Source organism: Nocardia sp. NPDC050793 (genome assembly GCF_040654065.1).
In the GTDB taxonomy this organism is placed as follows: Bacteria; Actinomycetota; Actinomycetes; order Mycobacteriales; family Mycobacteriaceae; genus Nocardia.
Genome location: NZ_JBFAHG010000001.1, coordinates 59029 through 72309 on the forward strand (window position 1 = coordinate 59029; position 13281 = coordinate 72309).

The 13281-nt window shown below is 68.7% G+C and carries 8 protein-coding genes; 6 read left to right on the plus strand and 2 right to left on the minus strand.

What is annotated here, in order from left to right:
- The first annotated feature begins 186 nt into the window (after positions 1 to 186).
- From AB0H50_RS00245 to AB0H50_RS00260, 4 genes are read left to right on the plus strand one after another with little or no spacing between them, the layout of a single operon-like run.
- Positions 187 to 1557: a cytochrome P450 gene (locus tag AB0H50_RS00245; protein WP_357444337.1), complete on the plus strand. Its 1371-nt coding sequence runs from the start codon at positions 187 to 189 to the stop codon at positions 1555 to 1557.
- 7 nt (positions 1558 to 1564) lie between these two features.
- Positions 1565 to 2953: a wax ester/triacylglycerol synthase family O-acyltransferase gene (locus tag AB0H50_RS00250; RefSeq protein ID WP_357444340.1), complete on the plus strand. Its 1389-nt coding sequence runs from the start codon at positions 1565 to 1567 to the stop codon at positions 2951 to 2953.
- A 1-nt stretch (position 2954) separates the two neighbouring features.
- Positions 2955 to 4880, plus strand: coding sequence for an asparagine synthase (glutamine-hydrolyzing) (gene asnB / locus AB0H50_RS00255; RefSeq protein WP_357444343.1), 1926 nt, complete (start codon positions 2955 to 2957; stop codon positions 4878 to 4880).
- Positions 4877 to 6064 carry a cytochrome P450 gene (locus tag AB0H50_RS00260; RefSeq protein WP_357444346.1) on the plus strand — a complete coding sequence of 396 codons (1188 nt, stop codon included), beginning with the start codon at positions 4877 to 4879 and terminating at the stop codon, positions 6062 to 6064. Before asnB ends, AB0H50_RS00260 begins: the two co-directional genes overlap by 4 nt.
- Here the strand turns inward: AB0H50_RS00260 and AB0H50_RS00265 are convergent.
- Entirely contained in the window at positions 6034 to 8250 is a 2217-nt protein-coding gene (locus tag AB0H50_RS00265) for an MMPL family transporter (protein WP_357444349.1), read from the minus strand. The two genes, AB0H50_RS00260 and AB0H50_RS00265, sit on opposite strands and share 31 nt — an antisense overlap.
- A gap of 333 nt (positions 8251 to 8583) precedes the next feature.
- Here AB0H50_RS00265 and AB0H50_RS00270 point away from each other — a divergent pair, with 333 nt between their 5' ends.
- Together AB0H50_RS00270 and AB0H50_RS00275 are read left to right on the plus strand one after the other, a co-directional pair.
- Positions 8584 to 10623, plus strand: coding sequence for a CocE/NonD family hydrolase (locus AB0H50_RS00270; protein WP_357444352.1), 2040 nt, complete (start codon positions 8584 to 8586; stop codon positions 10621 to 10623).
- 67 nt (positions 10624 to 10690) lie between these two features.
- Positions 10691 to 11335, plus strand: coding sequence for a TetR/AcrR family transcriptional regulator (locus AB0H50_RS00275; protein WP_357444355.1), 645 nt, complete (start codon positions 10691 to 10693; stop codon positions 11333 to 11335).
- Between the two features lie 573 nt (positions 11336 to 11908).
- On the opposite strand, the gene AB0H50_RS00280 is transcribed toward AB0H50_RS00275, so the two are convergent.
- On the minus strand, positions 11909 to 13261 hold the full coding sequence (locus tag AB0H50_RS00280; RefSeq protein WP_357444357.1) for a 2OG-Fe(II) oxygenase: 1353 nt from the start codon (positions 13259 to 13261) through the stop codon (positions 11909 to 11911).
- Between the last annotated feature and the right edge of the window lie 20 nt (positions 13262 to 13281).

Genomic DNA, 13281 nt, shown 5'->3' on the forward strand with positions numbered 1-13281 from the left:
GCCTGCGACACTACGACCGAACCGCGACAGCAGTCCACTTCGGCCGCCGCCTGAGTGAGGGGGATCACCAATCGATGTGTGCGCCTTGCTACTTCGTGACAAATCTTCGGTACGAACCTAGTTTCCCGCGATGAATTGCCGTCGCCGATTGCGCCGGGCACTCTATTCGTGATTAGGCTCGGGCCGGTGTCCGCCGCACCGATGTCGCTCCTCGATCTCCCCGGGCCGGACGGCTGGCCGGTGCTGGGCAACCTCCCGCAGCTCACCCCGACGCGGCTGCACCGGCAACTGGACAGCTGGTGCGCGGAATACGGCCCCGTCTACCGGCTGAGCATGCCCGGCAGACGACTGGTCGTGGTCGGCGATCCCGAACTGAGCAAGGAGATCCTGCGGCAACGGCCGGGGACCTACCGACGACAGTCCTCGATCGAGTCGATCATGAGCGAGATGGGCTCCAACGGGCTGTTCTCCTCCGAAGGCGAGGCGTGGCGACGGCGCAGGCGGCTGGCCATGCCCGGCTTCAACGCCGCCCATCTCACGCGCTTCCACACCACGCTCGAGCGGATCACCGAGCGGCTCCAGCGGCGCTGGCTCGCGGCGGCGCCCGAGGACGTGCGCGCCGACCTGACCCGCTACACCGTGGACGTGACGGCGAAGCTCACCTTCGACTACGACATCAACACCCTGGAGCAGTCCGGCGACGTCATCCAGCAGCACCTCGAGCACGTCTTCCCGATGATCAACCGCCGCTTGAACATTCCGCTCCCGTACTGGCGCTGGGTCAAGCTGCCCGCCGACCACGCGCTGGATCGGGCGCTGGAGGCGCTGCGCACCGAGGTGAACACGGTCATCGCCCGCGCGCGCACCACCGCGCCCGAACAGCCGACGAATTTCATCGAAGCATTCCTGCTCGCCCACGACGGCGGCGAATCGTTCACCGACGAGGAACTCTTCGCCGAGGCGCTGACGATCCTGATCGCCGGACAGGACACCACGAGCAACGCCGCGGCATGGCTGCTCTACCACCTGGCCTCCGAACCCGAAGCGCAGCAACGCATCCGGGAGGAGATCATCCGGATACCGTCGACGCTGGAGCGCCAGCCGTATCTGGAAGCCGTTGTCGCCGAGTCGATGCGGCTGCAACCCACCACTCCGCTGCTGCTCATGGAAGCCGTGCACGACACCGTGTTGCGCGACATCGCGCTGCCCGCGGGCACGTGGGTGCTGGTCAACGTGCGGTACCCGGGCCTCCAAGAGGAGAACTTCGCAGATCCGCACAGGTTCGACCCCGAACGGTGGTTGCGCGACGCCGACGGCAGGGCGCACCGCCCGGACGTCGCGATTCCCTTCGGATCGGGGCCGCGCTTCTGCCCGGGCCGCGGCCTGGCGATGCTGGAGGTCAAGAGCGTGGCCGCGATGGCTTGCCGCACTTTCGATTTCCGGCTCCCGGACGGTGTTCCACCGCCCGACGACCGGTTCCATTTCGCCGTGATCCCGGTCGGCCTGCGGCTCGACCTCGCGCCACGACCGGCGGCGGGCCACGAATTCGAAGGATAGGAGCCGTATGGCGGTCAAGCGATTGTCGGCGACCGACGCGACCTGGTTGTCGCTGGAGTCGCAGGAGATGCCGATGCATGTGGCGTTCCTGATGGAATTCCACTGTCCCGATGGCGATGCCGAGGGATTCGTGCGCCGCTGGCACGCACGGCACGGCGCCCCGTTCACCGCTCCGCCGCCGTGGAATCTTCGGCCAGTACCCGGTCGGCTCGCCCAATCCTTCGCTCTGGTAGCGGAAGTCGGCGAGATCGACCCGGCCGACCACATCAGGACGTGGCGGCTGTCCAAGGGCACCGGTCGCGACGAACTGGTCGAGCTCGTGACGCGCATCCACCGCGAGCAGCTGGACCTGGGCAAGCCGCCGTGGGAGCTGCACTTCGTGACAGGGCAGTCCGAGGACCGGTTCGCCGTGGTGTTGAAGGCGCATCACAGTCTGCTGGACGGTGTTTCGCTGGTACGCGTCATCACCGGCGGTCTGTCCCCCGACCCGCTGGCGCGCGATCTGCCGCCCTTCTTCTCGATCGGCCCCGAGACCGACCTCGGTCCGGCGCGGACGAGCCGGATTCGTGCGCTGTTCACGGCGGTGTACGGGTTCTTCGCGATACTGTCCGGGGTCGTCGGGGCCGCGCGGGATGCGTTGCGGCGCAAGGCGGGACAGCCGACCGCGCAGCACACGTACCGGCAGCCGCCCTCCGTCCTGGACGGTCCGATCACCGGCGCGCGCGATCTCTCGCTGCGCCGCTACCGGCTCGATGAGATCAAACGACTGGCGCGCGCCGCGGACTGCACCGTCAACGATCTGGTGCTGTATCTGGTCGCCACCGCGTTACGCGGCTACCTCACCGATCACGCCGAACTACCCGAGCGCCCGCTCACCGCCGGCGTGCCGACCGATCTGCGCGACGGCGATCAGCGGGTGGGCACCCGCGCCGGACTGATGTTCACGGCGCTGGCGACCGACGTCGAGGACCCGGTGCGACGCCTCGCCGCCGTCAAGGACGCGATCGACGCCGCCAAGCGGCACATGGGCGCGATGTCGCCGGGTGCGGTCATCGGCTACGGCCTGGCGACCACCTTCCCGTGGATCTTCGCACTGCTGCTCGGCATCCGGTCGGCTCCGTCCTCGCACCCCATGGGCATCTCCAATATTCCCGGGCCACGGGACACGCTGTACCTGGACGGCGCTCGCCTGGACGCGATGTATCCGATATCCCTTCTGATGCACGGCAATGCGCTGAATTTCACCTGCTTCGGCTATCGTGACGAGCTGTTCATCGGCGTGCTCGGCGCCGCCGACAAGCTGCCGCCGATCGAGCACCTGACGGCCGCGCTGGACGCCGCCGTCGCCGAACTGGACGGGCTCCTCGCACCCGCTACCGCGGTCGGGCAGGACTGACATGTGCGCCGTCTGCGGCATCGTCGACTTCGAGGCCCCGGTCGACCCCGGCCCGCTGGCCGCGATGTGCGCCGTGCTGCGCCACCGCGGCCCCGACGACCACGCCACCTGGAACGACCGGCACGCCGCGCTGGGGTTCCAGCGTCTGTCGATCGTGGACGTGCGGCACGGCGCGCAGCCCACCGCCGACGAGAGCGGTTCGATCCACGCGCTGCTCAACGGCGAGATCTACAACCACAAGGCGTTGCGCCGCGACCTGGCGGCGCGCGGGCACCGGTTCCGCAGCGACAGCGACGCCGAGGTCGTCCCGCACCTGTACGAGGAGTACGGGGACGGGTTCGTCGAACACCTCGACGGCGATTTCGGCATCGCGATCTGGGATGCCGCCCGGCGCAGGCTGACGCTCGCCCGCGACCGCGTCGGGGTCAAACCGCTCTTCTATCACGTGCGCGGTGCCCGCCTGACGTTCGCGTCGGAGATCAAGGGCATCTTCGCCTCCGGCGCCTGCACGCCCGAGATCGACCGGCAAGGGTTGAGCGACTGCCTCTTTTACGGGCACACCATCGCGCCAGGCACGTTCTGGCGTGACGTGCGCGACCTGGAACCGGGCACCGTCCTCACCGCGGACGCCGACGGTATTCGGAGCCGACGCTATTTCCGCGTCTTCCAGCGCGAGGATCCGGACGCGCCGCTGCTCACCGGGCGCGCGGCGATCGAGGCGTTCGGCGAGCGGTTCACGGCCGCGGTCGCCAAGCGCGTCCCCGACGAGGTGGACGCGGGTGTCGCGCTCAGCGGCGGGCTCGACTCGTCCGCCATCGCCGCCGTCGCCACCCGGCGCTGCGACGCGCCGCTGACCACGCTCAGCGTGCGGCTGTCCGGCGCGATCCACGACGAGACCGAGATGTCACGGCTGGTCGCGCGGTGGTTGCGGGTGCCGAACGTGGAGTCCGAGACGACCGGAGCGCGTGTCTGCGAGCTGCTGCCGAAGAGCATGTGGCACTTCGAATCTCCGTTCTGGTACGGCGGCGTCGCCTCCCCGTTCCTCGACCTGACCGCGCTCGCCCGCGGCCAAGGCCTCAAGGTGGCGATGAGCGGCGACGGCTCGGACGAATTGCTCGCCGGGTACGACTTCTACCGGTTGATGCGGCTGAGTTCGCGGCTGGAGGCCCTGCGGCTGGACGCCCTGCGACCGCTGGTGTGGCGGCAGGCGACGAAGTGGATCGGCGCGCCGAGCGGCATCGACCGCCACATCGTCGAAATCTCCTCTCGGCGTAATCAATACACCGAACAGTACGGGCAGATGCCGCCGTGGGTGTACCTGTGGAGCGCGCTGTCCGGCACGGCGCGGCCCGCCGTGCTCGCCGACCTGCCCGAGCCGTCGGCGCTGCCGCGACCGCCCGAGCACAGCGCGCTGCACCGGCAGATGCATTTCGAGTTCCACACCCGGCTGCCGCACTGGGTGCTGCCGATCTCCGACCGGCTCGGCATGGCGCACGGCCTCGAGGTGCGGGTGCCGTTCCTCGACCGCGACGTCCTCGACGTCTGCGCCGAGCTCGACCCGCGCATGCTCATGCGCCTCGGCACCGAGAAGTACGTGCTCAAGCGGGCGATGGCGGATCTGCTGCCTAAGCGGATCGTGCGGCGGCGCAAGAAGCCTTTCATGACCCCGGTCGGCCCGTGGTACCTCAGCGGCCCTGGCGCGGAGCTGGCCGCCGACCATCTCTCCCGCGCCGCCGCGCGACGCTACGGGCTGTTCGATCCCGAAGCGACGGAACGGATCTGGCGCACGGCCGTGGACCAGCCTGGCACCTGGGATGGCGTGACGGCCGAATGGGCCGCGATGGCGATCCTGTGCACCCATCTCGTCATCGACCAGTTCGGCGCCGACCGATTCACCGCCGACGCGATCGCGGGAGCCCGCGCATGACCGTGAGACTGCCGCGTGCCGCCGAATGGCACGAACTCGCCCTGCACGCCGCCGCCCAGCCGGGCCTGGCGTTGCTCGCGCCGCTCGGGGCCGCCACCCGGCCCCTCCGCAGAGTGCCGAAATTCGGCTGGGTGGTGTCCGATCCGGAACTCGCGCGCCAAGTCCACCGCGACAGCGAGCATTTCAGCATCGCGACGGACGGTGCGTCGGGACACTGGTGGTCGCAGATGCTCGGCGAATTCGGCGCCGAACGCTTCGAGGGGCCGGAGCACCAGCGGTTGCGCGCCGGACTCGGCGACCTGTTCAGCAGACCCGCGTCCGAACTCCTCGTCGAGGACGCGACGGGCGCGCAGCTCGAGCGGCTGCGCACCGATCTGGCCGCGGGCCGGACGGTCGATATCGCCGAGTTCGGCCGGGTGTTCACGGCGCGAACAATGGTCGACGTGGCCGGTCTGCCGCGCGAAACCGGCACCGACACACCGTATCTGGACCTCTTCGCGGCCATGGAGCGGCTGGCCGACCTGGGCAAGGGCAACTGGGCGACGACCGTCGTGCCGCCTCGCAACCGGCAGCGCGGCCGGGAGCTGGCGGCACTGATCGGCGCGAACGTCGAGCACGTGTACGACTCGGCCGGCTCCGGCACCGTCATCGGACGCTGCCGGGACATGGGATTGACACTCGAGCAGACGCGGGGATTCACCGTGCTGCTCGTGGTGGCCGGCACCGTCACGCTCGCCAGCACCATCGGTCGGCTGGTCGCGCTGCTGCACGACACCGGCGACCAGCATCGGCTGCTGGCCGGCGCGGACCTGATCCCCGAGGCGGTGCGGGAGGGTCTGCGGGTGACGAGCTCGATGCCGGTCGTCGGGCGCGGCGTCGTCGGCGACGTCGAACTCGGCGGCAGGCGATTGCGCGCCGGTGACCGCGTCAAGGTGATGACCTGGTACATCGACAATTCCGTCGGCCGGTTCGACCTCGATCTGGGTTATGTGGCGCGGACGCGGCAGCTATGGTTCGGCGGCGGCAGGCACTTCTGCCTCGGCGCCGCGCTCACCCACGTGCAGCTGACGCGCTTCCTCGAGACGCTGCTCGCGACGGGCCGCCCTTGGGAGATCACCCGCCGCCGCTACCGGTTCAACGCGTTCGTCCCGCTCTACCGCAGGCTCGACATCCGCTTGCGCTGAGACATCTCCTTGCGCTGGCGCGGGGCAGGCAGCCACCAGTTCCAGCGGCCGAGCAACCGCAGGGTCGCCGGTACCAGCACCAGTCGCACGACGACCACGTCGAGCAGGACCGCGACGGCCAGCGCGAAACCGAGCTGCTTCAGTTCCAGGGTGCTCGCGGTGAGGAAGCAGGCGAACACCACCACCATGATCGCGGCGGCGACCGCGACGGGTTTGGCGGTGGCGCCGATCCCGTCGGCGACCGCGTCCTGGTTGGCGGCGACCGGATCGGTCACGCCGCGTGCCGCGGCCGAGTCCCAGTTCTCCCTGATCCGGCGGATGACGAACACCTCGTAGTCCATCGAGAGGCCGAACAGGATCACGAACACGATCAGCGGCATCACGACCTGCACGAAACCGGGACTCTCGAAGCCGAAAAGGGTTTCGCCCCAGCCCCATTGGAACACCGCGACGGTGATGCCGAGCGCGGCCGCCGTGGCGAGCAGGTTGACCGCGACCGCCTTGACCGGCACGGCGACGCTGCGGAAGACCGCCACCAGCAGGGCCAGCGCGCACAGCACGGTGATCACGACGACGAGCAGGTAGCCGCCGCGGACCGCGTCGCTGATCTCGAGCAGACCGGCGGGCGCGCCGCCCGCGCTGATCCGCAGGTTCGCGGCCGAGGCAGCGAGCGCCCGCGCGTCGAGTTCGGCGACCAGATCCGAGCCCGCGGCCGAGTCGATCTGCGTGCGGGTCACGACCGTCAGGTGAACGCGGCCGTCCGACTGCTGCGCCAGCACCGCGGCGACACGGGGATCGGCGCGCAGGTCGTCGGCGAAGCCTCGCACGACGCTTCCCGCCTCCGCGTCCAGAGGACCGCCGTCGGGCCCGGTGGCGACGAACTCCATCGGCGAGAGCATGCCGGGCGGGAACTTCTCCGCGACCGTGTGGGCCGCGACACCGGAGGGGTATTCGGTCAGCGATGCGATACCGAGGTCGAAACCGGTGCGCAGGCCGGTCAACGGCAGCGCGGCCACGACCAGCAGGCCCGCGGCGGCCACACCGAACGCCACCGGCCTGCGCATCACCCGGCGCGCCCACCGGCGGGCGGCGTCGCTGTCGTCGGAGTCGATGCCCCGGCCGCGCACCCGCCAGCGATTCACCGCGGGGCCGAGTTCGGTGAGGACGGCGGGCAGCAGGGTCACCGCGGCGAGCATCGCCGTCGCCACGGCCACGCCGACACCGAGCACGATGCCCCGGAAAACGCCCGCGGGCACCACGAGCAGCGCGGACAGCGACACGATCACGACCGAGCCGGAAGCGAGGACCATGCCACCCGTGGTGGCCATGGTCGCGGTGACGGCGGTGCGGATCGGTTCGGTGTCGGCCCGCGAGGTCACCCCTTGCGCCGAGAGTTCCTCGCGGAACCTGCTCACCACGAACAGGGCGTAGTCGATGCCGACACCGAGGCCGATCATGCCGGCGATGGACAGCATCAGCGGATCGACCGATGTCACGGTGCTGGCGACCAAGAGCACGCCGGTGCACGTCAGCAGCCCGGCGACGGCCATCAGGATCGGCAGCGACGCCGCGGCCACCGCGCCGAGCGCCAGTGTCAGCAGCACGAAAGCCACCGGAACGCCGAGGGATTCGGCGCGGCGCGCATCGGCCTGTTCGGCGATGATCACATCGTTCTGGATCGCGGTGTAGCCGGTGAGGCCGACGCGGACCACGTCGCGACCGGGCAGTTCGGACAGCGCGTCCTGCACGTCGGCGGAGACGGCGACGCGGTGCGACTGATCGCCCTCGATCGCGACCACCGCCAAGGCGGTGCGGCCGTCGGCCGAAACCAGCTGTCGCGCACCGAGATCGCCGGGAGCCGCGAGCACCGTCACGCCGCCGACCGATTCGACGGCGTGCCGGGCGCGCTCGAGCTGAGCGCGATATTCGGCGGTGTCCACGACGGCGGTATCGGAATCGAACACCAGCAGCGCCTGTTCGGCCCGCAGGCCGGGGAAGTGTGCGGCGATCAGACGTTGCACCGCGACCGATTCGGCGCGGTCAACGGTGAGATCCGGTGCCTGCACCCGCGATTCGAGCGCCGGGTAGCCCGCGCCGCACAGCGCGAGCACGATCAGCCAGACCGCGATCACCGCGCGCGGGTGGGTGATCACCCAGCGCGACCAGCGCGACAGCGGACCACGCACGGGCTCCGAATAGGGTGCGGCGGACAACTTTTCGGATGCGCCGAGGCTCATCGAGTGGCACACCCCAGGTCCGAAACGCCAACCACCGCACCGCGTCCTTCCCGGCCCAAGAATCCGCCCCCTGCGCGGGGGCCGGTAAACCACCGTACGCAGCGCGGCGGCGGAGTGTCACTGCACCATCGGGAGAACATTTCCGCCCGATCTTGTTTGGAAAGACGAACGGCGCGACTCGATGTGGGCCCGGTCATGGTGGCGCGTCTTCGTGGCGTGCGTTACCGTTGCGTCGGCTTATGGGAACGAAGTAGTTCCTCATTGCGGGAGGGTTTGGCAAGCATGATCAGACGTCGTGGTCCGATCGCCGTGGCGGCCGCAGCGCTGTCCGCGTTCCTCGTGATAGCGGGTGCGGTGGTGTCCGCGCCGTCGGCCGAGTCGACGCCGACGCGCGACGGGCTCGACGCCCAGTTCGTCGCCACACACAATGCGCCGCCGCGATATCCGCACGTCTTCATCGAATGGGACGTGCCGATCACGATGAGCGACGGCACGGTGCTGAAGGCGAACGTCTACCGTCCCGCCGATGCGACGGGTCAGCCGATCCAGGAGCAGACGCCGACCGTCGTCAACCTGACGCCCTACACGAAACTCGTTGCCAACCTCGCGGATTCCGCACTGGCGATTCCCGGGCTGGCGGACCCGCTGATGCATGTGCTGCGTGGTCTGGATTTCTCGGCCTTCGGGATGAGCGGGCTCAGCGATCTGATGCGGGCGCTGCCCGGCGGCGCGGCCCGGACCTTCGGCGTGGACCGCAAGCTGATCCAGAGCGGCTACACGCAGGTCGTCGTCGATGTGCGCGGAACCGGCTTCTCCCAAGGCGTCTGGCAGGTCTTCGGCGATCGCGAACAGCAGGACGGCGCCGAGGTCGTGGACTGGGCGGCACGCCAGCCGTGGTCCGACGGCCGGATAGGCATGAGTGGCATCTCCTACTCCGCCGTCAACCAGCTGCACACCGCGGAGCGCAAACCAGCCGCGCTGCAAGCGATCTTCCCGATCGTCCCCGGTAGCGACCTGATCCGCGACGTCGCGGCGCCCGGCGGCGCGCTCGGCCTCGGTTTCATCCCCGAATGGCTGCTGGCGGTCAATGCCTCGAAGTTGCTTCCCGACCTGGTCTCGATGCTGAGCGGCCGGTTCGACTGGACCTGGCTGGCCGACCGCATCCGTGACCCGTTCACCTTCTTCAACGTCGTCATCGCGGCGCTGGCCACGCCGAGCATCGACCAGATCCCGCCGGAGATGATGGCGGTGCTAGACGACGAGAGCCCGCTGCGGACCGCGTGGGTCGGACATCCGGAACGGATCGAGATCCCGACCTTCATCTACGGCGGCTGGCACGACATCTTCACCTACTCCTCGACACGGGTGTACAACGCCATCGACGTTCCGGACAGCGAGAAGAAGCTGGTGATGGGCGATACGTACCACGTCACCACCGGCGCCGGGCTCGGCCTGCCCGGCGCCCCGCCCTCCCTGGACGTGCTGCAGCGGGCGTGGTTCGACAAGTGGCTCAAGGGAATCGACAACGGCATCGACGGATACGACCAGGTGACGTCGTGGCAGCAGGGCGGCGGATGGAGCGACAGCCCGTCCTTCCCGCGCCCGGGGATGGAGTACCGGCGGCTGTACCTGAACGCGGTCCCGTCGGGCACCGCGCCGACCGCCGCGGGCGACGGCTCCCTGACCATGGCACCGGGCGGACCCACCCGGCTGACGATCGCGCCCGGACTTTCCACCTTGTGCTCACGCGATGCCGCGCACGGGACGGCCGGCATCATCTCGGCACTGGACATCTGCGCCGAAGACGCGCGGATCAGCGAGATGAACGCGCTGACCTTCACGACGGCACCGGTGAGCCAGCCGACCCAGATCTCCGGTCCGCTCGCCGTCCACCTGAACACCGTCCTCGACGCCACCGACGGCTACTGGACGGTGACCGTGAACGATGTAGCGCCGGACGGGCGTTCGACGGTGTGGTCGACCGGACAGCGCACGGCCTCGCTCCGCGCTGTCGACGAGGCCGCCTCCACCCGCTCCCCCAACGGCGACTACACCGATCCCTACCCGATCCTGACCTTGGCGAGCCGTGAGCCCGTTGTCCCCGGTGAGCCGACCGTGCTCGACATCGGGCTCTTCGCCACGGACGGCGTGCTCCAGCCCGGACATCGGCTGCGCATCGACGTCTTCGCGAGCAACTTCCCCAGCAGCATCCCGCTGCGCCCGCTGCTGAACGAGAGCGGCCTCCGGCCACAGCATCTCGTGCTGGATCCCGGCCAACCGAGCTGGGTGAACATCCCGGTCGAGGGCGATCCCGGCTGGTGAGCCGAACATGACGGCACTGCGGTCGGTGTGGTTTGTCTCGTGTGGACAGCGGTGCCACCATGGTGGCGTGACCGTTTCCGAGCTCGGCGCCCCCGGCCGTAAATACCGGGGCGCCGGGCCCGAACAGCGTCAGCAGCAGCGTCGCGCGAGACTCGTCGACGCGGCGATCGAGGAATTCGGCACCCGCGGCTATCGCAACACCACCATCGACGCCGTCTGTGCGCGCGCGGGCGTCGGCAAGCGCTACGTCTACGAATCATTCGACGGCAGTGAGGGTTTGCTGCTCGCCGCGTACACCGTCGCCACCGATCGACTGCGCGGGTACATCGTCGACGGAGCGGCCGCGCACCCCGACACTATCGGCACCGCCGTGCGCGGCGCGTTGACCGGCTTCTTCCGCGGCATCGCCGAAGACCCGAGGATCGCGCGGATCGCGTTCTTCGAGATTCTCGGCATCAGCCCGGCCGTGGACGCGGACTATCGCCGGGTGACCGGATCGTTCGTCGATACCTTCCTCGAGCTGGCCACCCCGATGATCGACATCGAATCCGTGCCGAGCCCCCACCTACGCACCATCGCCACCGGCTTGGTCGGCGCCGTGCTCACCATCGCCCAGCAGTGGGTGCTGGTCGACTACCGCCAACCCCTCGACGATGTCGTCGACAGCGCCCACATGGTGTTGACCTCGGTGCTGGAGGGATTGGGCCGGTAACCGGACAACCTGTGCGGTCGCCACATCCGCACGCTCGTCCACCGGGCCAGGCACCGGCCTTCCTGCGCGCCCGCCGCGCGACTGCAACCCGGCGACATCGAACTGCGGTCCGCCGACAGCCGCGCGGCGGCGCGAGTAGATAGCCGAACTGCCGAAGGAGTCGGACACCGGCAGCAGGGGCGTCGTGAACTGTTGACCAGCTGGGGACCATTGAGAGCCGCTGCGAAAACCACAGCATCAGGTTCGGGGAGAATGGATTTCGTGATGCGTTCGTCGCCGCATATGGCTGGGACGTGACCGATTCGCCCCAGTGGCCGATACTCCGGCGCATCGCTGTGGAGCACGCGCACCGACTGGCGACTTTGCGGTCCGGTTCAGACGCTGCGTGACATCCGTATCACTGACAGGCCGGATACGAGCACCCACGATCGCTGCGGCCGTCACAAGCGCTACTTCTGACCTGACTCTCCCAGATCGAACAGCGACAGAGGCAACCCGCCGACTCGTCAGCCCGTGGCTGAACTGGTCGTCGTGCGTCGAAGGATGACGCCGGGGATTGCCTGCCAGGCCGTTCTACTGACGGGGCCGGACGATGATCGCCGCGCGCCGATACCAGAAATTGGCGGTGTTTCCTTCATTGCCCATGTAACCCTCGATTTCCGACGCGAACGGCTCCAGCGTCGACTTCGATTCGCCCGTACACAACTCCTCATCCCAGACCTCCCGCACAGCGGGCTCACCGGCCTCCCCTGACCGGTCGATCAGCCACGTCAATGTGATGGTCGACCAGCGGAGCTCGCCGAGATCTTCCGATCCCGGGACCAAAGGAAGGCTGGAGCGCACCGGAAGGCTCGCCGGGTCATCGGGCACAGGTTCCGCCATTTCCCCGTCTTCATCGAACTCCATGTCAGCGCTTTCGACGCATTTCCACCCGTCCTCAACGCGCTCCCAACGCTGACGATAGATCATCATGTACGAGGTGTAGTCCTCCTCGTAGGAGTCCTCGACCTCCGCGAGCGCCAGCGACGTGTCGTATCCCGCGATGTCGGCCGCCGCGAGCATCATCCCAGTACGGGCAGTATCGCCGCCCTTGAGCTGATCCCACCCGAATCCGTGCTGGGAATACTGATGATCCAGGAGGTAGACGAGTTGATGAGGTGGGCGTTTCGCCGGCTGGCGGTAAAAAGTCCCCGACGACAATTCCATCGGTGTGGTGAAATGCGCGCGTAACTGCTCGGCCAGTAACGCGACCGACGGATGCGTGGCGAAAGCGGCGGCGTCCGGGCCGGTACGCCCCTTCGCCACCAGGTTGTAGGTCAGCGTGATCCGGAAACCGTCGGTGACCGGCAGCACCTCATGCTCGCAGTCGCCATAGAACGCGACGAAGGACAGCTCCTCCGGCGAACCCTGGTCGGTGACCTTCGTCCCTTGCTGCTCGATCACCAGCTCCCCGCCGGTGAACGCCGAAGGCAGAGTCACCACCAACGTGCCGATCATGCCGTCGGCCTTCTCCGAATCCCGATGGCGCTGAAAGAATTGTCCCGGCTCATACACCAGCATCGAATGCAGCTCCGCCGACAACTCGCAGTCCGGCGCCAGACCTAGCTCGGCCCGCAGTATGTCCAGCATGGGCAGCAACGTCTCGCGCCACTGCCGCTCGTCGACCGTTACCCGGTCCCGCGGAACCTCCCATGTGTCACGCACATTCGCGTCCAATAGGGTCTGCTCGCGCAGACCATACCGCGCCGGCCGCGCGACCTCGCACAGTCGCCGCGCCTGAGCCGACGTCACCGGCAACCGGATCGGCCCCACACCATCTACCTCGATCACCAGGTTCTCCGCCGAGCCCGTCCGACGCGCGGCAAATGAACCCGTCGGCACCGAACCCATGAGCTCGCCGATCACCCGTAAAGTCTTGTCCGTCATGCACTTCTCCCATGTTCGAC